The organism is Brevundimonas sp. KH_060 (genome assembly GCF_057838275.1).
Genome location: NZ_CM174463.1, coordinates 1959651 through 1982039, shown reverse-complemented (window position 1 = coordinate 1982039; position 22389 = coordinate 1959651). Strand labels below are relative to the sequence as shown.

The 22389-nt window shown below is 66.5% G+C and carries 25 protein-coding genes; 12 read left to right on the top strand and 13 right to left on the bottom strand.

The window, feature by feature from the left end; all coding sequences use genetic code 11:
- Positions 1 to 2 precede the first annotated feature (2 nt).
- From trbL to AC3IPP_RS09730, 10 genes are all read left to right on the top strand, one after another.
- The gene (trbL, locus tag AC3IPP_RS09775) at positions 3 to 1463 is read left to right on the top strand and encodes a P-type conjugative transfer protein TrbL (RefSeq protein ID WP_489148829.1); all 1461 of its coding nucleotides are present in this window, start codon (positions 3 to 5) and stop codon (positions 1461 to 1463) included.
- A 3-nt stretch (positions 1464 to 1466) separates the two neighbouring features.
- Positions 1467 to 2150, top strand: a complete 684-nt coding sequence (gene trbF, locus AC3IPP_RS09770) for a conjugal transfer protein TrbF (RefSeq protein ID WP_489177391.1) — start codon at positions 1467 to 1469, stop codon at positions 2148 to 2150.
- Between the two features lie 68 nt (positions 2151 to 2218).
- Positions 2219 to 3127 (top strand): TrbG/VirB9 family P-type conjugative transfer protein, encoded by a 909-nt coding sequence (locus AC3IPP_RS09765; protein WP_489148827.1) that lies wholly within the window; start codon positions 2219 to 2221, stop codon positions 3125 to 3127.
- Positions 3124 to 4290: a TraB/TrbI/VirB10 family type IV secretion system protein gene (locus tag AC3IPP_RS09760; RefSeq protein WP_489148826.1), complete on the top strand. Its 1167-nt coding sequence runs from the start codon at positions 3124 to 3126 to the stop codon at positions 4288 to 4290. The genes AC3IPP_RS09765 and AC3IPP_RS09760 overlap by 4 nt, the downstream gene beginning before the upstream one ends.
- A gap of 14 nt (positions 4291 to 4304) precedes the next feature.
- Positions 4305 to 4790, top strand: coding sequence for a S26 family signal peptidase (locus tag AC3IPP_RS09755; protein WP_489148825.1), 486 nt, complete (start codon positions 4305 to 4307; stop codon positions 4788 to 4790).
- A complete protein-coding gene (locus tag AC3IPP_RS09750) occupies positions 4784 to 5392 on the top strand; it encodes a lytic transglycosylase domain-containing protein (RefSeq protein WP_489148824.1) in 609 nt (202 codons plus the stop codon). The genes AC3IPP_RS09755 and AC3IPP_RS09750 overlap by 7 nt, the downstream gene beginning before the upstream one ends.
- Positions 5389 to 5664 (top strand): hypothetical protein, encoded by a 276-nt coding sequence (locus AC3IPP_RS09745; protein ID WP_489148823.1) that lies wholly within the window; start codon positions 5389 to 5391, stop codon positions 5662 to 5664. The genes AC3IPP_RS09750 and AC3IPP_RS09745 overlap by 4 nt, the downstream gene beginning before the upstream one ends.
- The gene (locus AC3IPP_RS09740) at positions 5657 to 5848 is read left to right on the top strand and encodes a hypothetical protein (RefSeq protein ID WP_489148822.1); all 192 of its coding nucleotides are present in this window, start codon (positions 5657 to 5659) and stop codon (positions 5846 to 5848) included. The genes AC3IPP_RS09745 and AC3IPP_RS09740 overlap by 8 nt, the downstream gene beginning before the upstream one ends.
- Positions 5845 to 6264, top strand: coding sequence for a helix-turn-helix transcriptional regulator (locus AC3IPP_RS09735; protein WP_489148821.1), 420 nt, complete (start codon positions 5845 to 5847; stop codon positions 6262 to 6264). Before AC3IPP_RS09740 ends, AC3IPP_RS09735 begins: the two co-directional genes overlap by 4 nt.
- Before the next feature lie 206 nt (positions 6265 to 6470).
- The gene (locus tag AC3IPP_RS09730; protein ID WP_489148820.1) at positions 6471 to 6593 is read left to right on the top strand and encodes a hypothetical protein; all 123 of its coding nucleotides are present in this window, start codon (positions 6471 to 6473) and stop codon (positions 6591 to 6593) included.
- An 87-nt stretch (positions 6594 to 6680) separates the two neighbouring features.
- Here AC3IPP_RS09730 and AC3IPP_RS09725 read toward each other — a convergent pair whose 3' ends face one another.
- The 4 genes from AC3IPP_RS09725 to AC3IPP_RS09710 form a co-directional block, all read right to left on the bottom strand.
- Positions 6681 to 7079, bottom strand: a complete 399-nt coding sequence (locus tag AC3IPP_RS09725) for a hypothetical protein (protein ID WP_489148819.1) — start codon at positions 7077 to 7079, stop codon at positions 6681 to 6683.
- 238 nt (positions 7080 to 7317) lie between these two features.
- The gene (locus AC3IPP_RS09720; protein WP_489148818.1) at positions 7318 to 8391 is read right to left on the bottom strand and encodes a hypothetical protein; all 1074 of its coding nucleotides are present in this window, start codon (positions 8389 to 8391) and stop codon (positions 7318 to 7320) included.
- A 6-nt stretch (positions 8392 to 8397) separates the two neighbouring features.
- The gene (locus tag AC3IPP_RS09715) at positions 8398 to 9336 is read right to left on the bottom strand and encodes a nucleotidyl transferase AbiEii/AbiGii toxin family protein (RefSeq protein ID WP_489148817.1); all 939 of its coding nucleotides are present in this window, start codon (positions 9334 to 9336) and stop codon (positions 8398 to 8400) included.
- 4 nt (positions 9337 to 9340) lie between these two features.
- Positions 9341 to 9919, bottom strand: a complete 579-nt coding sequence (locus AC3IPP_RS09710; RefSeq protein WP_489148816.1) for a hypothetical protein — start codon at positions 9917 to 9919, stop codon at positions 9341 to 9343.
- A 242-nt stretch (positions 9920 to 10161) separates the two neighbouring features.
- Here AC3IPP_RS09710 and AC3IPP_RS09705 point away from each other — a divergent pair, with 242 nt between their 5' ends.
- On the top strand, positions 10162 to 11064 hold the full coding sequence (locus tag AC3IPP_RS09705) for an S-4TM family putative pore-forming effector (RefSeq protein WP_489148815.1): 903 nt from the start codon (positions 10162 to 10164) through the stop codon (positions 11062 to 11064).
- On the opposite strand, the gene AC3IPP_RS09700 is transcribed toward AC3IPP_RS09705, so the two are convergent.
- From AC3IPP_RS09700 to gltX, 8 genes are all read right to left on the bottom strand, one after another.
- Complete coding sequence (locus AC3IPP_RS09700; RefSeq protein ID WP_489148814.1) at positions 11065 to 11949, bottom strand: CBASS oligonucleotide cyclase; 885 nt, start codon at positions 11947 to 11949, stop codon at positions 11065 to 11067.
- Complete coding sequence (locus AC3IPP_RS09695) at positions 11946 to 12449, bottom strand: hypothetical protein (RefSeq protein ID WP_489148813.1); 504 nt, start codon at positions 12447 to 12449, stop codon at positions 11946 to 11948. Before AC3IPP_RS09695 ends, AC3IPP_RS09700 begins: the two co-directional genes overlap by 4 nt.
- The gene (locus tag AC3IPP_RS09690) at positions 12449 to 12919 is read right to left on the bottom strand and encodes a hypothetical protein (protein WP_489148812.1); all 471 of its coding nucleotides are present in this window, start codon (positions 12917 to 12919) and stop codon (positions 12449 to 12451) included. The genes AC3IPP_RS09695 and AC3IPP_RS09690 overlap by 1 nt, the downstream gene beginning before the upstream one ends.
- On the bottom strand, positions 12906 to 13787 hold the full coding sequence (locus AC3IPP_RS09685; protein ID WP_489148811.1) for an AAA family ATPase: 882 nt from the start codon (positions 13785 to 13787) through the stop codon (positions 12906 to 12908). Before AC3IPP_RS09685 ends, AC3IPP_RS09690 begins: the two co-directional genes overlap by 14 nt.
- Before the next feature lie 495 nt (positions 13788 to 14282).
- On the bottom strand, positions 14283 to 15815 hold the full coding sequence (locus AC3IPP_RS09680) for a tyrosine-type recombinase/integrase (protein ID WP_489148810.1): 1533 nt from the start codon (positions 15813 to 15815) through the stop codon (positions 14283 to 14285).
- A gap of 249 nt (positions 15816 to 16064) precedes the next feature.
- Complete coding sequence (locus AC3IPP_RS09675; protein WP_292056331.1) at positions 16065 to 16454, bottom strand: cupin domain-containing protein; 390 nt, start codon at positions 16452 to 16454, stop codon at positions 16065 to 16067.
- 136 nt (positions 16455 to 16590) lie between these two features.
- Positions 16591 to 17892 (bottom strand): citrate synthase, encoded by a 1302-nt coding sequence (gene gltA, locus AC3IPP_RS09670; RefSeq protein WP_087141654.1) that lies wholly within the window; start codon positions 17890 to 17892, stop codon positions 16591 to 16593.
- Between the two features lie 67 nt (positions 17893 to 17959).
- Positions 17960 to 19375 carry a glutamate--tRNA ligase gene (gltX, locus tag AC3IPP_RS09665; protein ID WP_489148809.1) on the bottom strand — a complete coding sequence of 472 codons (1416 nt, stop codon included), beginning with the start codon at positions 19373 to 19375 and terminating at the stop codon, positions 17960 to 17962.
- A gap of 91 nt (positions 19376 to 19466) precedes the next feature.
- On the opposite strand from gltX, the gene AC3IPP_RS09660 reads away from it, so the two are divergent.
- On the top strand, positions 19467 to 21524 hold the full coding sequence (locus tag AC3IPP_RS09660; protein ID WP_489148808.1) for a ComEC/Rec2 family competence protein: 2058 nt from the start codon (positions 19467 to 19469) through the stop codon (positions 21522 to 21524).
- A 149-nt stretch (positions 21525 to 21673) separates the two neighbouring features.
- On the opposite strand, the gene lexA is transcribed toward AC3IPP_RS09660, so the two are convergent.
- Entirely contained in the window at positions 21674 to 22378 is a 705-nt protein-coding gene (gene lexA, locus AC3IPP_RS09655; RefSeq protein ID WP_087141651.1) for a transcriptional repressor LexA, read from the bottom strand.
- Between the last annotated feature and the right edge of the window lie 11 nt (positions 22379 to 22389).

The window sequence follows — 22389 nt, the reverse complement described above, 5'->3', positions numbered from 1 at the left end:
CGATGGCGATCTCGGTCGGCGTGGAGACCCCCAACGAACTGATGGCGGTCTTTTCCAACACGGTCTCAGCGGGCTTTTCGGCCCTGCAGGGTCCGGTCAACAGCGTCTTCGGCCTGCTGATCGCCCTGGTCGTGGCCCTGACCGGGATCCAGTGGGCCCTGTCGCCCAACCGCGAGGTCCTGGCCTCCGGCTTCGGCAAGATCCTGCTGATCGGGGCCTTCGCCTGGTTGATCAACGACTGGCAGGCCCTGTCGGAGACCATCTACGCGGGCTTTCTGGAGCTGGGGCTGACGGCGGGCGGCGGCGATCTCAGCCGCGCCGACTTCCTCAACCCCGGCGCCATCCTCGCGGAAGGCTGGCGGATCGTGAAGGCCCTGGGCGACACCCCGGCGCCGGTGGAGAACCCGCTCGACATCGCCGGCAACCTGACCGACGCCCTGATCCTTGGCCTGGCCATGATCGGCATCATGCTGGCCTTCGCGGTCCTGGCCCTGCAGATCATCGTCTCCCTGGTCGAGTTCAAGATCGTGACCCTGGGCGGCTTCATCCTTCTGCCCTTCGGCATATGGAGCAAGTCCGCCTTCCTGGCCGAACGGCCGCTGGGCTACGTCGTCTCCTCGGGCCTGAAGGTCCTGGCCCTGGCCATTGTGGTGTCGGGCGCGCGGACCGTTTTCGACCAGCTGCAGCCCTCGGCCAATCCCGACATCTATGAAGCCCTGACCATTCTGGTCGCCGCCATCCTCCTGGCCATGCTGGCCGTATTCATTCCCAACCTGGCCTCGGCCCTGGTCACCGGCGGTCCGGCTCTCGGCGCGGGCGCGCTCATCACTGGCGGGCTGGCGGTCGGCGGCGCAGGGCTCCTGGCGGGCGTCGGCCTGGTCGGAGCAGGCGGGGCCGCCGCGCGTCTGGCCGGTCCGGCACGCGCGGCGTCAAGCGCGGGGGCAGGGCGGTCGGCGCCGCCCTCCGGTTCGGGTTCGCCTTCACCCCCGTCTTCGCCTTCATCCCCGCCGTCGGCTCCGGCCTCGCCCAGGCCTGGCGGGCCGGCGCGCGCCTCCAATGACAACCCTTCGCCGTCGGGTCCGAGATCCGCGCCTGGAGGCCCCGGCGTCAGCGAGGCCCAGCGGGCCTGGTCTCCGGACGCCGGCCCGCAGGGGGAATCGGCATCGGCTGCGGAGCCGCGGCCGGCGTCGACGTCCGGGAAGGAGCGGGCCGGAAGCAATCCGGATTCGACGGGCGGAGCAGGTCCCGGGCGGAAGCCCGAAACCATCGCCCGGGAGGCCGAGGCGGCGCGCCGGGACTTCCACCGCGCGGCGGCGGGCGGCGACGCCCCGGCGAAGAGCAGACCGCAGGGCCGATCTGCAGCCCTCCAGGCCTTCTTCGTCGCCAACGCCGGACGCGGCCTGATGCCGTCCGGTGAGACCAGCGGCGTCCTGTCGCCCTCCCTCAAGACCGAGGAACCCTGAGCCATGCATCCCTTCTTCCGTCCCCGGAGAGCCCGAACTTCCGCCCCGGACTCGACGCCCTACCAGCAGGCCGGCCAGGTCTGGGACGACCGCATGGGTCTGTCCCTGGCCCATGCCCGCAACTGGCGGCGCATGGCCCTGGCCAATCTGGTCATGGCGGGTTTCCTCGGCGCGGGCTGGTGGGTCCAGGCCGACCGGGCCGTGGTCAAACCCTTTGTGGTGGAGGTGTCGGACTGGGGCGAGACCCAGAGGATCACGGCCATCGGCGGCCGCTATGAACCCAGCGAGGCCCAGGTCGGCCATGCGCTCGGCGGCTGGATCCGCGACGTCCGCTCCAAGAGCATCGACCCCATCGTCATCCGGCAGAACTGGCTGAGGGCCTATGACCTCATGACGCCGAAGGCGGCCGCCTTCCTCAATGCCTGGGCCCAGACCCACGACCCCTTCGCCGACGCCGGGCGCGAGGCGGTCAACGTCGAGGTCCTTAACGTCGTTCGCCGCACCGAGCGGACCTACGACCTGCAATGGCGTGAGACCCGCTTCGTCAATGGCCAGCAGGCCGGGAGCGAACGCTGGCGCGCGCTGATCACCACCGGCCTCCAGCCGCCCCGCACCGAGGCCGAGCTGATGAAGAACCCCCTGGGACTGAAGATCGAGGACGTATCATGGACCCCCGACGCCTCCTGACCCCGACACTCACGCTGGCGGCGGCTGGATCGCTGCTCGCTGGCTGCGCCGCCCTTGCTGGAGGCGGGATGGATTCGCCCGAACCCGGCCTGGCTCAAGAAGTCGTCCTGGCGGCTTTCGAAGAAGTGCGCGTCGTGCCGGACGAGCCGGTCATCTCTCCGACCGAGGTCCCGTATCTCGCGGCGACGATCGGGCCGCCGCCGCCAGTCGTTGAAACGAGGGTTGGCCCGAGCGGACGGGCCGCCATCGCCATCGCCAACCAGGCGGCGCGCGCCCCGTCGCGTGCGGACGGCTTCGTCGGCGGGGTCCAGGTCTTCGCCTGGTCGCCCGGACGGGTGTTCGAGGTCTGGACCGCGCCCCTGCGGGTCACCACCCTGACGCTGGGCGAGGGCGAGACCCTGGTGTCCAAAGCGGCGGGCGACACGATCCGCTGGCAGATCGGCGAGGTGGCCTCGGGATCGGGAGCTGCGCGCCGGACCCATGTCCTGCTGAAGCCGCTCGAGCGCGGGCTGGAGACCAACCTGGTCCTGACCACCAATCGTCGGGTCTATCTGCTGGACCTGAAGAGCGGCGCGGCCGACGCCTTCAACGCGGCGATCGCCTGGGATGAACCGGTGACGCCTGCGGCAGGGACGGATGGCGAAGAACCGAAGGGAGCGGACCCGTTGGTGACGCCGCAGGGACCGCTCGACGCCCGCTACCGCATCGAGTCCCAGGGCCGGCGCGCGCGCTGGACGCCGTCGTCGGTCTTCAACGACGGCACGCGCACCTTCATCGCCTTCGACGCTGACCTGCAGGTCGATGAGGCGCCGGTCCTGTTTGTCCTGACGCCTGACGGTGAAGCCCAGATGGTCAACTACCGGCAGCAGGGCGGTCTGTTCGTGGTCGACCGCCTGTTCGACCGCGCCGAACTGCGTCTTGGAGATCGCCGGCCTCAGGTCGTGCGCATCCATCGCCTTGCGGGAGCGGGTCGATGACCGACCTTGGGAAGCCCGATCCGGCAGCGGAGACGCCTCAGCCGAAGGAGCCGGCGCCGGGTCTTTCCCTGCGCGCGCCTCGCCCACCGGTGATCCGGCTTCGGAAGTCGGTCGTCCAGGTCGTGGTCATGGGCGGCGCCATCCTGGTCTCGGGCTCCCTGGCCTGGGCCTTCGTGGTCCAGCCCGAGCTTCGCGCCGGCGCCCAGGCGCGTGCCGCAGAGAAGAAGCCGGAGCAGGGGCGCGGCCTGGTGCGCCCGACCGAGATCGTCACTCGCCAGCCCTCGAGCTACGACCGGCTCCCGGACCCTCGCGGCGGGGCGGCGCTGGAAGCGGCTGAACCTTCGGCCGTGGCGACGCCGGCCTCCGCCTATCCTGCTCAGGCCTATCGCCCGCCCCCGCCGCCTAGGTCCACGGGGGCGAGCGCCGCGGACCAGGCGGCGCGCTCGGCCCTGTTTTTCGATGCTGGCAGGGGCGGGGGTTCATCGGTCGCTGAGCCGGTTGTGGCGTCGGCGCCGCGGGCGGGCGAGGCTTCTGCGGCGAATGGGCGACGGGGCGCGGCCTACAATGAGAATGTGCTGGCGGCGCCGCTGTCGCCCTTTGAGCTCAAGGCCGGCGCTGTAGTGCCCGCCGCCCTGCTGACCGGCGTCGACACGGCGCGCGCCGGGCCGGTCGTCGCCATGGTGACCCAGAACGTCTTCGACACCGTCAGCGGACGCCATCTGCTCATCCCCCAGGGGACGCGGCTGATCGGTCGCCATGAGGGCGAAAGCGCCTATGGCGACCGCCGGGCCTTCCTGGTCTGGGAACGTCTGATCCTGCCGAATGGCAAGAGCCTGATCCTGGAGGGTGAACCGGGTGTGGACGCGCAAGGCGCAATCGGGGTGCGGGGGCAGGTCGATCGCCGGCTGTTTCCCCTCCTGGTCGGAACCCTCTTCGCCGGCGCCGTCACCACACTGGGCCAGATGGCCCGGGACGACAGCGGTCGGAATTCGGGCGGCTGGCTCGGCGACGCCGGGGATGCGGCCGCGATCGAGGGGGCGCAGGTCGGCGGCCGGCTGGTGGATCGCGAGTTGGAGGTTCGTCCGTCGATCAGGCTTCAGCCAGGGGCGCCGGTCCGGGTCATGATCACGCGCGACCTGATCCTGGAGCCCTACAGGTCATGACAGGAAAGGGAACAATGCGGCGAAGGGCGACGGTCTCGGCTGTCGGCGTCTTCCTGGCGGCCATGTCGTTCGGCGGCGAACGGCCGGCTCTGGCGCTGATCAACGAAAGCCCCAGCCTGCCGCGCGGCCTCTACCTGCGCGCGGGCATGAGGATCGAGCCGGGCGCGGTCGTGGCGGTTCCTCAGCCCTGGACGGCCAGGCCCTATCTCGAGCGATTGGGCATGCCTGGCGACGTCCTGCTGCTCAAGCGGGTTGCGGCGATCGGAGGAGACCGGGTCTGCGCCGCCGAGGGAGGGGTGCGGACCCCGGGGCGGCATACGAGAGCGCCGGACCGGGATCGACGGGGCGCGGTTCTGCCGGCCTGGCGCGAGTGCCGCGTCCTGGCGACGGACGAAGTCTTCCTCCTCGGCGATACGCCGGGGAGCTTCGACAGCCGGTATTTCGGGCCGGTGCGCCGATCCGACGTGGTCGGCGTCTACAGGGAGATCCTGACATGGTGAGAGTGATGATCGCCGCGCTGCTGATGGCGGCGGCTTGCGGCAGCGCCCGGGCTCAAGGCGTGAACTGGAGCGCGGCGGGCGGCGACCTGTTCGGCCGCGCGCCGGCGGACGAGGTTGTGGCGGCCGGCGCCGGAGAGGGAGAGGCGCCCCCGAGGCTCCGGCCATTGGACCAGCCGTTCCGGGAGGCGGTCGCCCATGCCGCCGCCGCCCACGGGCTGGACCCGAAGCTGCTGCACGCCCTGGTCGTGACGGAGAGCGCCTACCGGCATGATGCGGTGTCGCCGGTCGGCGCCGCCGGTCTGACGCAGTTGATGCCGGCCACGGCGCTCGAGTTGGGGGTCAGGAACCGCTTCGATCCCATTGAAAACCTGAGAGGAGGGGCGGACTATCTGGCCCGTCAGATCCTGCATTTCGGCGATTTGAGACTGGCTCTGGCGGCCTATAATTCTGGGCCGGGGCGCGTAGCGCGTCTGGGGCGGATCCCCGACATCGCCGAGACCCGCGCCTATGTCGCCGCCGTCATCGAATGCTATCTCGCGCTGAGCGCGGGGCGGGCCGTCGTCAATTCACGTCAGTGCCGGTCGGAAGGAGCGACGCCATGATCCCGGATGTTGCGGGGCCTGCGGCGCTGTCTGGCGAGGATGATCTGCTGACGCGTGCCGAGGCCTCTGCCTTTCTGGCGCTGCTGGGCGTCCGGCTCAAGCCCGCCACTCTGGCGCGCCTCTGGTCGACGGGATCCCACGGCCCGCCGTGCCGCCATATTCGCTCCAGGCCCTACTATCCGCGCGGCCTCCTGCGGGACTGGGCGAAAGCCCAGATCACCGAGGTGAGGACCGGCGCGCCGGCGGCGGCAAGGGGCCGGGGTCGTGCCTGAAACGAGCGCCATTGAAGCTGTGACGCTGGACGGGTTGCTTGCGGACCCGACGACGAGCTTCGCCCTGAAGGCTGTGATCGAGGCCTGGGCGGGACGGGATTACCTGGATGCGGAGCATGACGCCCGTCTTCTCCATGCAGCCTTCGCCAGGAAGGCTGATCACGGGCTGGGCCTCGCGCCATGAGTTTCCGGGTGGATGGTGAAATTGTCGATACCGGCGGACCGGAGGACCGGCTGCTGCCGTGGGATCGGGTCCGGGACATTGCGGGCATCAGCCGGACCACGGCGTGGCGGATGCAGCAGAGCGGTGATTTTCCGACGCCGGTGCCGGTGTCGCCGGGCCGAGTCGGCTGGTGGGAGAGCGAACTCACGGCCTGGAAAGGTACGCGGGGCGCGGCCAAGCCGCTGGCGCCGCCTTCGAGGCTGCGGTTGCCCGGCATGCCGCGGCGGGCTCCGATGCGTTCCGTGGCGGCGACGTCGAACGAAGCCTGCGATCGACAGGAGACGTTGAAGGCTTCGACGAACGCGCCTGCGAGGCCGCCTGCACCAAAGCGGCGCGGACGTCCCGTCCATGTCGACCAGATCGACTTCGGCTTCTAGCCGATCAAGCTTTGCCTTAAGGTGACGCCATGGAGGCGACCGACCTCGCCTTCATAGACAGTTCGGTTCGTCTCTCGCCGAGCGGGCCGAACTGTCGCCTGGTCGCGCGACGGTCGGCGCCGATGGCCCGTTTCCTCGCCTCGTGAGATGGGCCAGACTGGCACTGCGGAATCACGCATCTGGAGCGCGAAGAAAGGACAGATCCCATGACGGGGCAATCGGGCTTTGAGGTCTATCGCGGCAAGGGCCGCCACGCCCGCAGGATTCGCTCGACCTCAGGCGGCGTGGTCTTCAACCTCTTCATGGCCTGGTTGCGCGGCAAGGGCTGAACGGTTGGGCGATCTAGCGATGCCGCCGGTTGTATAGGCGAACGTGTAGGGCCCGGCTTTCCCATCGACCAAATCGATTGCCGACGTCTAGGTCGGCTCCCGATCGGGCGTCCCGATTTCACGTCCGGCTTGTCGACGGCGGACCGTCTTCATCAGATCGGTGTTCAGGCGCGGTCGATCCCAGGCGGCGGTAGCTGTGCGTATGCCCGACAGTTCTTCGGGAAAGTTCAGATAGGTGAAGACCCGGTCCACGACCTCGATCATCAGGGTCTTCATCTCGTCGTCGGAAATGCGGCTGACCTTCGTCCAGGGGATGTCTCCGTAGGGCGTGACGACCTTCACGTCCGCGTAGTCGCCGGTGGCGGAGCGCGGGAACATTCCGGCATGCAGGGTCTCAAGGCCTGTGTTGCGTACGCAGGTTTCCACGATCGCCAGGGCGAGACGCTCCGTGTCGCGCCGTTCCGTCGCAGTGGTCTCGTCAGTCAACGGCATGTCTCCATCTTGGCTAGCTGACGGGCGGAAAGTCGCTGTTCGTAGCGTGCGATATTTCGCGATTGATAGAGGTCGGCATTCGCGCTCCGGGCAGGAATGCCTGCTTTGAAACTTGCTGACTTAGCGCAGCTTGGCATGGCTAATTCAGATTGTTGTAAACTGTCTCAATCGCGGCACGAAGACTCGACGACGTCTATTCTAGCGTTCAGCGGGCTAGGCGGCGGGGCGCAGGCTATCCGCCGAGGATACGGCGTTCCAACTCGGCGATCATGGTGTCGATGCTCGTCGCGCCGTGGGGGAGGATCCGCGGTCCCTCCGTTTGAACTCTCTCAACGCAGCTCATCAGGCGTTCGGCATGTCGTCTGGCCTCGCGTTTCGGCCAACATTGCTCCAGTGCCTGCCCCAGGCTCGGCCAGTCCTCATCGGGCTCTGGGCCGAGGAGGGTCAGGGGCGCGACCATCGCCAGCGCGTCGTCGCGCGTCGCCAGGATCGTCCGCGTGCGTTTGGCCTCGCTGTCCCGCACAGCCTCGGTGAAGTGGCTGAGGTAGGTGATGTCCCATGCTGCGTTGCGTACCCCGGCGACGGCCTTGGCTCTGTCAACGCCACGGAGGCCTTTCATCATCTTGGATGGTCGCCGCCCCGAGAAGTAAACGGCGGCGAAGACGGCGGCGGGACCGCAGAGCTGGAAGTCGTCGTACATCCAATCGATGAGGCGTTCGAAACGGACAACTGGCGTCAAGCGCTCGAGTTCGAGGGTCGCGATCTTGAGGGCGACGAGATAATTCCTCCGCCAGCGACGAAGGGGTCTGGCGAGATTGTGCGTCTCTCGCGGCGCCGGAGCTTTGACCGTCAACGACCTCGTGCGGCCCAACGAGAAATCGATCCACTCCAGGGCGGCTCCTCCGCGATCGGCGGCGCGGAACCACGCGAGTTCGTCGAGGGCGGCGGCTTCACCCTGTTTATGCGCCAGTTCGTGGAAGGAGATCGACGGATCGAGGTCGAGGTCCATCGCCTGGCAGAGAGCCATCAGGCGCACAGCCCACAACTGGGCCTCGTCCGGCGGCGTGTCTGCGTCCAGACGACAGGCTTGGGCCATCCGTGAGATGAAGTTGCGGTCGGCCATGACCACGAAGTTCCAGCCCTCAAGGTCCTGGCCGTAGCGGAGCGCGGCGATGTCGAGGTAGCCGACGGACGGCGGAATGAAGCCGGGAACCAGGTGGCCCGAAGTTTGAAGCGTCCGGCCAAGAGCCGCCACGTCCTTGAGCGGGAAGTGGGGGGCGAACGAGAAGGAGACGCTCCCGGACATGGACGTTCACATCGCGTCGAGGTGAGCGTCGATCCGCGCCAGGATCGCCTCAAGGCCCGGCTGTTCGCGGTAATAGAGCGCCCGGGTCAGGTCGAAGGCCTCGGCGTACCGCTGACGGGTCGCCGGGTCCGCAAGGGTGAAGGCCGGATTGTTGCGCAGGACGGGCTCGTCCTGGGCCGGGAAGCGGGCGCGCTTGTGGCCGAGGTAGGCTTCGGTGCCGATGAAGGCGCGGACCTGCTCATCGGCCAGGAGGCAGTAGACGTCGTAGTAGTGACGCATGAAGTTGGTGGGCATCTCGCCAGATACCTGCTGCCGGCGGTACTTTGTCGAGATGGTCTGGAGCTTCTCGACGAGCGTATAGCCCGGGTCGTAGCACCGGACGTCGACGGCGCGGTTGTCGATCAGGTTTTCGACGCCGGCGGCGCTCGCTCGGTCCCAGGCCCATGACGAGATGAGGCGCGGCGCATTCGGAGAGACCTGGTCGAAACCGGCTTCAAGCAGCACGCCGGCCTTCACCCCTGCCGGCAGGGGGGTCAGCTCCGGATAGATCAGGCGGATACCGGCGCTGAATAGCTTCTCGTTGTCGAAAGCGGTGTCTCTTAGAACCTCGATGACGCCAGGAACCTTCAGTAGTGGCACGAGGCCGTCAAAGAAGGCGCGCCTCTGGTCGACATGGGTCGGCTTGGTGTGATTGCGGCCCATTGGCAGCGGATCAGTCGGGTGGATGAGGATGTCGATGTCTTCGGAGAACCGGTCGATGAGACTGTAGCCCTTGGACAGGGACGTGCCGCCCTTGAGCTCAAAGGACATTCCGAGCTGCTGCAGGCCCCAGAGGACGTGCATGATCCAGTAGTCCTTCTCGACAAGGGCGGGATCGATCGCCATCTCGCCCGCGACGACCTCGATCAGGATCGCATAGTCGTCGGTGTCGTGAAGAAGCGCCATCTCCTCAGGCCGCCTGGAAGGCCTGGGTCACGAGCCGTCCGGCCCGGACCGAACCGAAGTCGCGCGCGGCCTTGGCAAGACGAACCGGATCCATGGATCGGGCCCGCTCCAGCGCCCTCGGCAGGAGCTCGGCCTTGTCCTCGGCCAACCGGTCCATAGTCTGCAGCAGATCGACGAGCAGAACCTCCTGGGTCAGGCGAGCGGGAACAGATGATTTCTTGCGAAAGTCGTAGGTCCGGCCGCCCAGCTTGAACCGCCCATGGCGCTTCAGATTGTAGACCACCGGCTCGTTGTAGAGCTGGGTCGAACCGACCCCGAGGCCGTTAAACGCGCTCGGAGACACCATCAGGAAGCGGTCGTCCTTCAGAAAGGCCTCGACAAGCTTCTCGGGCTTGGCGGGCGCCTTGCCGAAACGGGTCTGGCGGGGCGCCATGTAGACGCCGCCGGAGACCTTCTCGAGCCGGCCTTCGTCGAGCAGTTGCCGCACATGGCGGTCCACCGCATTGGACCACTTCTCGAGGTCCTGGCGACGATAGACCTGACCGGGTCTCAGCCGCTTCTTCAGATCGTTCAGGGCCGACATGACCACCTCCAGGCGCGAATATGGGAGCGCCCGATCTCTAGTGCAACGTATTTGATTTAGATTTCATGCAAAATAACTGCGGATTCAGGGCGGCCATCTGGCATTTCAGGAACGCAATCCCCTGTCTTCGAGCCGCTGGAACCAACCTGGTTTGCCGCAATGGCATCCTTGCCTTACCCAAGGACGCCGCCGGAGCCGACCACCCTCCTTGGCGGCCTTTCAGGTCGGGACGAGAAGGCAGCATGAACGACATTCCAGAGCGGCAGAATCGGCCTGAAAACCTTCAGCTCATGCGTGCGCGGCAGGAGATGTTCCACCGCGCCAAACTGATCTTCATTCTGCAGCTGGTCCTGACCGTTGTCCTTCCGGTGATCGGGGCCGCTACCGGCCTGTTCGTCGAAGCGGCGCGCTCTGCAGTCGCGGCGTTCAGCCTTGTCGTTACTCTCCTCGACATCACCATCCTCGACCGCGCCCAACGCCGGTTTGTACGGAATGGGGCCAAAATCGCCGAATGTTTCGACTGCTCGGTTCTTCGGCTGCCCTGGAACGGCTTGAGCGCGGGCAAGCGGATCGATGCCGAGGTCATAGAGGCTGCAGCAGAAGCCTGGTCGAGACGCCACAGCGACAAGGGAATCGTGGATTGGTATCCGGCTGAAGTCGGCGGCGCAAACCTGGAGGCCGGCCGGTTGCTCTGCCAGCGCAGCAGTCTTTGGTACGACGCCACGCTTCGACGCTTCAACGGCTCGATCGCGTTGGTTCTGGCGATCGGGATTCCCGCGACCTTCTTCATCGCATGCTGGATTGTCCGGCTTCCGCTGAGCGACGTCGCCGTCACCTGGATGCCAGTGGCCCCGGTGCTTGTCTGGTCCGTCAGGGAACATTTCAGGCAGAAGGATACCGCCGAAAGCCAGGACCAGACCAAGAGCGAGCTGGAGTCCGTCCTGGCGCGCGTGGAGGCCGGAACGATCTCCTCAGATGACGCCCGAGACGCCAGCCGCAATATACAGAATGCCCTGTATGCACGTCGCGTCTCCAGTCCCCTGGTTATGCCGGGCCTCTATGAAATGCGGCGCGCCTATCTGGAGAGGCACATGAAGGCCGGCGTCGCCGCGAGGCTGCGCGACGCCGGCTCTGCGTCCGAATGATTAGGAGGCGGGGAAGAAGTCGCCGAAGACGCCTTTCCAAATTCGGACCGCCTCTGTCTCGCTGCCATTCGCTTCGGCTCGGTAGGCGCGTGTCGCCGCCATCTCGGCCTCCTTCAGCGTTTTGCGGGCCGCGACGCATTTGGCGGATGTCATCTCGTCGGACACCGGCGGTCCGAGTTTGGCCGGATCGTCCCAGGTATCCTCAATGCTCGCCGCGGCGGCCGCAAAGAAGCGGCGCGCCTCGTCCGGGAAGGTATTGAACGGGCCATCGACCAGATCCAGGGCCATGACCTCGACGAGGAACGACGGTTCGATCGGCCTTCCATTCGCGCGGTTCCAGCTTTTCAGCATCTTTACAAGCGGCACCCAGTTTCCGCTCAGCGCCTTGTTTTTGGCGGTGGTCAGGTCGTTGTGAGTCGCAGGATTGGTCTTGATCCACTTCCCGAGGTCCTCGTCGGGAATCTCGTAGTCGGAACCCGACTGGAACGCGGGGACCACGTCGAGGCTGACCACCTTGCCATCCTCATGCTGGGTCTGGTGTCGCTTCTCGAACCAGACGGTCACACATCGCCGGTCGCGCTCCACCTGATCCTGGCCGTAGGCATCCACGAGGCAGGCCTCGAGATCGTCGAGAACGGCCTTCGGGTGCGCCTTACGTCGGTGATCTTCCTTGGACCCCAGGCAGACGAAGATATCGATGTCCTTGAGCGGTTTGGTCTTGGTGTGTCGTCCATAGGAGCCAGTCAGAAAATCGTGGTCGACCTGGAAGGACGCCTGGACGGTGGCGCGGACGTCCTTCTGTCGACGGCTAGCGTCGTCCTTTTCCGTCTGAGTGAGCTCCAGGCGGCTCTTGAATGTAGCGAACGCTTCGCTGACCTTGCTCATGCCGGCCTCCAGTAGTTAAGCCCCGTGGTGATGTCGTGCGTGGCGATCGCCGTTCCGGTGGACCGGCTGACGAGACCAGCCGTCGAGAGGTGCGATGTGCTCGACATCCCGGACACATCCGGTCGTCCGCGCTTGCAGCTCAGGATGATCCGGTAGGTGCACCCGAGAGGCGGGCGGCCCACCTTGTCGATCGTGCGCTGAACGTGATCTCGATCGACCCACATGTCGTCGTCCATGCCGCTGCCGTCATAGGTGACGGGGAAGTCCCACCGGAGCTGAAGCGTGCTCGAACCCGGTTTGAAAAATTCGATGGTCACGACTTCAAGATGGCCGCTCTCAAGCCAGGTCCGGGCGGCGGGTCCGACGACGGTCCAATCGTCCGCCAACTGCTCCGGCGAAAGCCCCGCAGCCTGAACAATGCGTTTCAGCTGGTTGCGCATGTGGTCCGCCACGAAGGCGGCGGTATGGGTGCGCGTGTAGGTAAAGGTTGAGACGGCCATCAGTTCGCGGCTCCCCAGTTTATGCTCAGGGCCGCCGCTGAATCATTGGCGGCCGCCGAGGCATCGTCCTGGGTCTCTGCTGGGCCGTCGCCGAGGGCGTGGACCGCGAGGCGAGGGGCCCGGGTCTTCAGGGTCGTCGTGACCCAGTCGAGATCCTCCGGTTCACAGGGCACGTGAAGCGTCCAGGACTTCCCCGTAGGGTTCCAGTCCAGGGCCGCAACCTCGGTCCCCTGGGTTACGGCGTCCGAGCCATAGGCGCCGTAGATCACCAGACGATGACCATCACCCTTGAGGGTCAGCGGATGCTTCGAATAATGGTCCTCGGAAAGCAGGCTGGCCATGACGCTTGCCGCCGCCGTCAGTTGGTCGACGTCGACCGAATCCGGTCGGGTGATCAGTGCGACGATCTCCGACCAGGTCTCGGCTCCCGTGCGGACCGGCACGGACGCGATGTCCCTACGCAGCTTCACGGCCGACCTCCTTGTTCGCCTGCGCAGAGGCTTTGATCGCCGCAAGCACCTGCTGGCTCGTGACCAGGTTGGGATCGCGGGCGGTGGCCAAGGAGCCTGCGAGAGCGCTGACCACGGCCTTGCGCAAACGGCGGCCGTCCATGCCGCTCGATGCGGCGACGAACAGGCTCATGTCGGTTTCGAGCTTGCGGATCGACGGCCACTGGCGGCCCAGTCCTTCCAGGGTATCGCGAATAATTTCCGCTCGGGCCTCGTTGTTCGGGGGCGGGATGTATTCAATGAGATCGGCGCGCGAGAGGAAGGCGCTGTCCACCGCCTGCGGATAGTTTGTGGTGGCGATCAGCAGAACGTTTTTGTGCTGGCGGGTGAGGAGATCAAGACTGGCGAGAACGGCGTCCGTCGCGCGATGAACGTCCACCGGGTTGGCCTCGAGGCTCATCTTCTTGCGGTCGGCCGCCAGAGTCTCGACTTCGTCGAGCAGGACGACGGCAAAGCCGCCCATGCCCGCCTCGGGAATGGTCTGGTTGAACAGCGTCGTGACCTGTTGCTGGCTTTTGCCGAGCGACGCACTGGCGAGGCCATGGGGATCGACCTGGATGAAGTTCACCTTCGACGGGGACAGCATCGCGGCGACCTTCGTCGCCAGGCCCCGAGCGAGGGTCGTTTTGCCAGTGCCGGGAACCCCCGCGAGCACGATCAGGCCGTGCAGCGGCGCGACGTCGAAGGAGACGGAGCGTCGAACGGTCAGGGCGAGGATCGCCTGCGCGACAAGACGGTCTTTCACCGTCTTGTCCATCTTGATGGAATCCCAGGCGGACTCGAAAGAAGGGTCGGGGAGGGCGCAGCGGTATGCAATTCCGGAACTCATCAGAGAGTCCTTTCGATTCAAGGGGAGTTGAATCCGAGGGGGCGCTCTGTCGCGGCAACGGTTGTGTGCTCGCGAGCGCGATGCATAAGATCGCGCCGCCGACCCGGATGAGTCGGTAACCGGAGAGAGGGCGGCCTTCTTTTGAAGACCTGCAAGTCGGGACGGTCGTCCTCTCCCCACCATGTCACGCTGAAGTCGTCAGGCACGCTCCTTCGTCTGATACGCAAGCCGCGCCCGAACACGGCGCCGGCGGATCGGTCGAATTTCAACGGAATCGGAACAGCCAAACCCAACCCGGACAGACTCGATATGCCGAGTCGCGGCGCATGGAAAGGGAGTGTTAATCCGTTTTCACTTTGAGGCGATTCGTCTCACGTGTCGAAAACTACGTCAAGATGTAGTGGCGGCCGGCCTCAGGATCGCAATAGGCAGCGTTTTGGGGCCCTCGGGGGTAGTTTCGTTGATCCTACCGTCCACAGCTTTCAATCTCGCTCCTCAACCGAAGCCGTTGATCCACGCCTCCAACTCTGACCAGTCGTTGCGACTGGCGAGGTCCAGGCCGACGGCTGAAAGCAAATCCAGGTGGGTAGGTGAGACCGAGCCCTCCCGACTGGCCGCCATGCACATCGTCAGCACCGCCTGCTGGGCCCGGCCTTCGAAGCAGAGCGCGAGCGCACGGACCTTGGCCGCCTCCAGGTCTGCGGTTCGCCCAGGAACAATGGCTTCGTCGGCAGCCGAAGCAGCAGTAGTTTCGGATCGCGCTCCGGTAAGGTGCTCCGCCCATTTGACGAGAGCGTCGCGCTTCTCCGGCACATAGGTATAGCGGTCGTAGACGGCCGTGACTGCTGCGCCGTCCTTTGGCGTATGGCCGAGCACGAGACCGACGATGAAACGGGTGATGCCGTAGCGCCCCGTCAAGGTCGTCGCGCCCGTTCGGCGGACATCATGAGGCGATCGAAGCGGCAGCTTCCTGCGCTCGAAGATGCGCGAAAAAGTTCGCGTGATCGCCTGCTCGTCAATGCATTGATCGGCGACGCGCGGGGAGGGGAAGACGAAGGGGCTGTCGGGATCGAGTGCGATCGCTGCGGCGAGCACCTCCAGAGCCTGTGGGCTCAGCGGGACGACGTGTTGACGGTTGGCCTTGGCCCGGTCCGCCGGAATCACCCAGAGCGCGGCGTCCAGGTCGAACTCTGCCTTTCGCGCGCCCGCGACCTCGTTGCGGCGTGTCAGGGTGAGCATGAGCAACTGGATGGCGAGCGCCATGACCGGCTCGGGCCGCGCCGCAAGGCCGACATTGAGGTAGCCGGGCGGCCGTGGCTGTACGCCGTCCAGCGCAATGTCCCAAACCAGCCTCAGTCCGGCGTCGTCCAGCATCCGGTCGCGTGAAACCAGAGCCAAAGGCCGAGCGAGACCGGCCACGGGATTGGCATCGATCATCTCCTCCTGAACACAGAAGGCCATGACGCTGTGAAGAAGCCCGCCAATCGAAGCCGCGCTGGCGGCGGAGAGGCGCCGCTCGGTCACGAGCGAACGCATGAAGGTCTTGACCTCGGCGCGCTTCAAATCCCTCGGCGCCGTCGCGCCGAGTGATCCCGAGATATGACGTTTCCAGAGGTGGCGCTCGTTGGCGATCGTCCTCGGACGCTTGGGCCTTCGGCGGCCGCCATGCAGACCCAGCTCCGCTGCAGCCCAGTAGGTCTCCGCGACTTCGTCCAAAGAGTCCTGGGGCGGAGCGGGAAGCTGGGCGGCGGCGCGCTCCGCGACGGGGTCGAAGCCCTTGAGAAGTTCCAGCCTGAGTTCGGTCGCCTTTTGCCGTGCATCGGCGAGCGACACCTCGGGATAATCGCCAAGGATCACCCGACGCCGAGGTCCGTCTTTGACCGCGTATCGAACCTCGAACTGCCTCAGGCCAGACGGCCAGACCCGCAGGCTAAGACCTCGGGCGCCGGAAACACGGCGCTCGAACCGACAGTCGAGCGGCTTGAGGCCCACGATCTGGCGATCTGTCGTGATGACCTGGGTTGGCATGGAGGCAGCGTCCTGAGCAAATCAGACGCGTCCAGCCTAGCATCAAGGGGGGCAATAGGGGGGCAGTCCGTGCAAGATTCACTGCAAACCCGTGCACAGGCGTGCAAACCCCAATTCTTTTACGTTCAGTCACTTAGGCGAGTTTTGTAATGTGATGAAAAGCCCTGAAACGGCATCTGGGGCGATTTACACCGAGAGGGTCGGCGGTTCGAACCCGTCGCCGCCTACCACTCCCTTCAATGTGAAATCCTATTCCGACGTCTTGCCGTCGAAATGCTCTTCGGCTTCGTCGGCCTTGGTCGGATGGATCACGCCGTCGCGGTGCTCGGGCGGGCCGTACAGGGTGTAGAGCTTCAGCGGCTCGGTCCCTGTGTTGATCAGGTTGTGGCGGGCGCCGGCGGGCACGATGATGCCGGACTCGGCTTCGGCCGGGCGCGACAGGCCGTCGATCACGATCTGGCCCTGCCCCTGTTCGATGCGGAAGAACTGGTCGTGGCCCTCGTGGACCTCTTCGCCGATCTCCTCGCCGGGCTGGAGCGTCATCAGCACCAGTTGCAGGTGGCGGCCAGTGTAGAGCACCCGGCGGAAGTCGTCATTGTCGAGCGTCGCGCGTTCGATGTCGTCGAGATAGCCTTGCATGGCGAATCCTCATGGAGAGCAGGGAGAGCTGTCACTTAGCCCGTCCTGAGCGGTCGGGCCTTGATCTTTCGCAAGGCCAAGAAAAAACGCCGGAGCTTTCGCCCCGGCGCTTCGGTGTTTCGCGTCGTGCGACGGCTTAGCCGCGCTGGGCCAGCGGCACGTAGTCGCGCTCGGTCGGGCCGGTGTACAGCTGACGCGGGCGGCCGATCTTCTGCGACGGATCGGCCATCATTTCTTGCCACTGGGCGATCCAGCCCACGGTGCGCGCCAGGGCGAACAGCACGGTGAACATGGTGGTCGGGAAGCCCATGGCCGACAGGGTGATGCCCGAATAGAAGTCGACGTTCGGGAACAGCTTGCGCGAGGTGAAATACTCGTCCTGCAGGGCGACGCGTTCCAGCTCCTTGGCAACCAGGAACAGCGGGTCGTTCTCGCGGCCCGTGGCGGCCAGCACTTCATAGGCCGACTGCTGCATGACCTTCGCGCGCGGGTCGTAGTTTTTGTACACGCGGTGGCCGAAGCCCATCAGCTTGTAGCGCTTGTCCTTAACGCCCTGAATGAACTCAGGAATGCGGTCCGGCGTGCCGATTTCCTTCAGCATGTTCAGCGCCTCTTCGTTGGCGCCGCCGTGCGACGGGCCCCACAGGCAGGCGATGCCGGCGGCGATACAGGCGAACGGGTTGGCGCCCGACGAACCGGCCAGACGGACGGTCGAGGTCGAGGCGTTCTGTTCGTGGTCGGCGTGCAGGATGAAGATGCGGTCCATGGCGCGCACCAGGGCCGGATCGACATGATAGTCCTCGGCCGGCACGGCGAAGCACATGCGCAGGAAGTTCTCGGCGTACGACAGATCGTTGCGTGGCGAGATGAACGGCTGGCCGATGTGGTACTTGTACGCACGGGCCGCGATCGTCGGCATCTTGGCGATCAGGCGGATGGCCGAAATGTTGCGCTGGACCGGATCATGGATGTCCAGGCTGTCGTGATAGAAGGCCGACAGGGCGCCGACGGTGCCGACCATGATCGCCATCGGGTGAGCGTCGCGGCGGAAGCCTTCGAAGAAGCGGTCGAACTGGGCGTGCAGCATGGTGTGACGCGTGACGCTCTGCTCGAACTCTTCGAACTGGGCGGCGTTCGGCAGTTCGCCGTGCAGCAGCAGGTGGCAGACTTCCAGGAAGTTGGACTTGGAGGCCAGTTGGTCGATGGGGTAGCCGCGGTGCAGCAGCACGCCTTCATCGCCGTCGATGTAGGTCAGGCCCGATTCGCAGGCCGCCGTGGAGGTGAAGCCGGGATCGAAGGTGAAGGCGCCGGTGCCGCCGTACAGCTTGCGGATGTCGATGACGTCCGGGCCGGTCGAGCCGGAGAGGACGGGGAGCTCGATGCTCTTGTCCTGATAGGACAGGGTCGCCGAGCCGGCGGGTTTCGCTTGTTCAGTCATCTAGGCCCCTTGTTCTTCTTTCGACCGGCGCGCGGGGAGGCGGACGGCCTGAGTTGGTTATGGGTGATCACTTAGTCTGTTGCAGCGCATCATCCAAGCGTCCGAGACTTTCGTCGCGCCCGAGAGCGCAAAGAGTGCGTGCGATATCTGGCGACGTCGAGCCGCCCGTCAAGGCAGCACGCATGGAAGGTCCGATTTTTCCGAAGCCTACGCCCTCTTCTTCGGCGAAGACCTTAAGCTCGGCTTCCAGAGCAAAGACGTCCCAGCTCTGGAAAAGACCCAGTCGTTCACGCAGTCGTGAAATTCGCTGACGGCCTTCGCCTTGCAGCAATCCGGCGGATTTCTCGTTTAAGGCGAGCGGACGCACCTGCAACACGAATGCCGTTTGATCGGCCAGTTCGGGGATGGTCTTGGCGCGATCCTTGACGAAGGGCATGGCGTGAAGAAGCCGTTCCTCGTCATCCGGCTGCAACGTGCGGCCGCGCGCCAGATGGGCGTCCAGGGTCAGCTTGGCCAGGCGGTCGTCGTCCGCCAGACGCAGCCAGTGGGCGTTGACGTGGGCCAGCTTGTCGAAGTCCAGGCGAGCCGGGGCCTTGTTGACGCCGGTCAGGTCGAACCAGGCGAGAGCTTGCTCGTCGCTGAACAGTTCGTCGTCGCCGTGCGCCCAGCCCAGCCGGGCCAGATAGTTGCGCATGGCCTCGGGCAGATAGCCCATGTCGGCGTATTCGTGCACCGCTTGCGCGCCGTGACGCTTGGACAGCTTGGCGCCGTCCGGGCCGTGGATCAGCGGAATGTGGGCGAAGGTCGGCCGCGTCCAGCCCAGGGCGTCGTAGATCAGGCTCTGGCGCGCGGCGTTGTTCAGATGGTCGTCGCCACGGATGACGTGGGTCACGCCCATGTCGTGGTCGTCCACCACCACGGCCAGGTTGTAGGTCGGCGCCCCGTCCGAACGCAGGATGACCAGGTCGTCCAGCGACGCCGAGTCCCAGCGCACGGTTCCCTGTACCGCGTCATCGACCGCGACGGCCTGATCCAGCGGACGACGGAAGCGCACCGTGTGCGGCTTGGCCAGGTCGTCGACGGACGGCTCGCGGTCGCGCCAGGGTGAGACGAAGTCGCGACCCTCGGCCTTGGCCTGGTCGCGCAGGGCCGTGGTCTCGTCGGCGGTCAGGAAGTCGCGATAGGCGTGGCCGGTCGCCAGCAGTTCATTGACCACGTCGCGGTGACGGTCGGCGCGGGCGAACTGGAAGACCGGCTCTTCGTCGCCGAACAGTTCGAGCCAGGACAGGCCGTCGAAGATGGCCTTCACAGCCTCGTCGGTCGAACGCTCGCGGTCAGTGTCCTCGATGCGGATCAGGAATTTGCCGCCGCGCCCCTTGGCGTACAGCCAATTAAATAACGCGGTTCTCGCCCCGCCGATATGCAGGTAGCCTGTAGGCGAGGGGGCGAAGCGGGTGACGACGGTCGAGGAAGGGGAGGTCATAGAGGCAGGGTCCATAGGGCAGGGTCTTATACGCCCGCCCGTGGGGAAGCGAACCCTTGTGGCCCGGTTATTTGACAGTCTTGGCGATGACGTGCGTGCGCAGGCGGATCGCTGGCCCCTCTGGTCGTCCGTCTGCTTCGGCGCAGGGTGCGCCGCCTATTTCACGCTGAAGGATGAACCGGCGGCGTGGCCGCTGGCGGCGGCGGCTGTCGTGCTGCTGGGCGCCTGGATCGTCGGGCGCATGTGGGGCCTGCCGCGTTGGGGGACGTTGGCTCTGCTGATGTTGGCCTGTTTCGGCGGCGGTTTGGCGGTCGCCAAACTGAGGGCTGTGGCCGTCGCGGCGCCGATCGCACCCGCTGACTTGAAGCCCACGCAGCTCGAGGGTTGGGTCATGGACGTGGATTCGCCGGGCCAGAACGGCGCTCGGGTGGTCGTGGCGCCGGTGCGGGTGCGGGGCCTGACGTCCGAGGCGACGCCCGAACGGTTGCGCGTCACGGTGAAGGGCGCGCCGCCGCCGCCTGGCGCGGCGATCCGCGTTTTCGGCATCCTGAACCCGCCGCCGCCGCCCGCCAGCCCCGGCGCCTATGACTTCGGCCGCAACGCCTATTTCCAGGGCATGGGCGGGACGCTGTTCGCCCTTGGACCGACGCGGCCCGTCGATCTTGCGCCGCCGCCCTGGCGCGTGCGGATGGCGATGCGGGTCAACGCCGTGCGCTACGCCCTGGCCGAACGGATCGTGGCGCGCCTGGGCGAGCGGACCGGCGGGGTGGCGGCGGCCATGACCACGGGGCATGAAACGTGGATCCAGAGCCCGGATCTGGACGCCATGCGAGATTCTGGCCTGGCGCACATTCTGTCGATCTCGGGTCTGCATATGGCGGTCGTCGGGGGCTTCGTCTTTTTCGCGGTGCGCCTGCTGGTCGCGGCCTGGCCGTGGCTGGCGTTGCGCGTGTCAGGCAAGAAGGTCGCGGCGATCGCGGGTCTGATCGCGGTCGGAACCTATCTGGTCATTTCGGGTTCGCCGCCGCCGGCCGAGCGGGCGGCGGTGACGGCCGCAATCGCCTTTCTGGCCGTATTGGCGGACCGACAGGCGGTGACGATGCGGTCGCTGGCGGCGGCGGCCTTCGTCGTCCTGCTCCTGCGGCCCGAGGCTGTGGTGACGCCGGGGTTCCAGATGTCTTTCGCGGCGACGGCGGCCCTGGTCGCCCTAGTCGAGGTCTGGCCGCGCCGCATCCGCGAGTTCGCCGCGCCCTGGCCCATCGTCGCGGTGCAGAGGTTCGGCAGTTGGCTGCTGGCCGCCTGCGCCGCAAGCCTCGTGGCGGGCATGGCGACGGGGCCGTTCGCCATGCAGCACTTCAACCGCACGGCCGTCTATGGGCTGATCGCCAATCTGGCGACGGCGCCGCTGGCGGACTTCGTCATGATGCCCGCCCTGGCGCTGGGCGCGGCGCTGGAGCCGCTGGGCCTGGGCGCGCCCTTCCTGTGGCTGGCGGGGAAGTCGGTGGATGTCATGCTGGCGATAGGGCATTGGGCGGCTGGTTTGCCCGGCGCGGTTCAGGCGATCCCCAGCGCCCCGGCGGCGGCCTTGCCGGTGGCCTTCCTGGGCATACTGTTCATGTGTCTGTGGCGCGGGTGGTGGCGCTGGCTGGGGCTGCCCTTCGCGGCGGCGGTGCTGATCTGGCCGCGCCCGGCGCAGCCGGATGTCTGGATCGGCGACGGCGGGGCCAATGGGGCGTATCGGCAGGGAGAACAGGCGGTCGTGATACGGCCTGTGGTGCGCCAGTTCGCCAGCGACCTGTGGTCCCGGCGGCGTGGGCTGGAGGCGGTCGGGCGTCCGGGCGAAGGCTGGACCTGCAAGCGGTCCTTCTGCGCGCCGGAGGGCGAGGACGGTGCGCTGGCCCTGTGGTGGGGCAAGGCGACGCCGGGCGAGGCGCAGATGGACCAGATGTGCCGCAGTGCGGAGGTGGTCAGCGTAAGGGCCGTGGTCGCGGTCCTGCCGCCGTCATGCAAGGGGCGGCTGGTGCTGGACGGCGCCGACCATGCGCGCGGCGGCTCGGTGGAGCTGTGGCGGGAAGAGGCGGGCGGCTGGCGCGCCCTCTGGGCGGCGGAGGTGCGGGGACGGCGACCGTGGAGCGGGGCTCCATCCTAACTCGCTCATCGCGACGGAGGCCGGATCCAATAAGAACCGTGCTGGCGTTCAGGTTTAGAGAGAAGGCAACTTCAAACGGCCCTGCTTGAAGCCAAAGCACTGGGTCCCGGCCTCCGCCGGGATGAGCGGAAATCACAGGGCGGCGCGCATCAATGATACCGGCGCAGCAGGCCGACCAGCTTGCCTTGAACCTCGACTTGGTCGGGGCCGAAGATGCGGGTCTCATAGGCGCTGTTGGCGGGCTCGAGGGCGATGGACTGGCCCTTCTTGCGCAGGCGCTTCAGCGTGGCTTCCTCACCCTCGACCAGGGCGACGACGATCTCGCCGGAAGAGGCGTTCTCGACTCGCTTGATGATGACGGTGTCGCCGTCGAGGATGCCCGCTTCGATCATGGAGTCGCCCTCGATCTCGAGCAGATAGTGCTCGCCGGCGCCCAGCATGGATTCCGGCACGGGCAGGCGCTCGCGCTCGTGTTGGATGGCGGCGATGGGGGTGCCGGCGGCGATCTTGCCCAGCAGGGGCAGGTCGCGGACGTCGTTGGCGGCCTCGGCGGCGGCCGGGCGCGGATTGAGTCCGCCGCCCTGGATCACGTCAGGCTTGAACGGCGCGCGGCCCTTGGCCGGAGCAGCGGTCGTCGCCTGTTCCGGCAGCTTGACCACCTCCAGCGCGCGGGCGCGGTGGGCCAGACGGCGGATGAAGCCGCGTTCCTCCAACGCCGTGATCAGGCGGTGGATGCCGGACTTGGACGCCAGATCCAGCGCCTCCTTCATCTCGTCGAAGGAGGGCGAAACGCCCGTCTCCCGGATGCGCTCATGAATGAACATCAGGAGTTCGTGCTGTTTCTTCGTGAGCATGGCGCAGAATC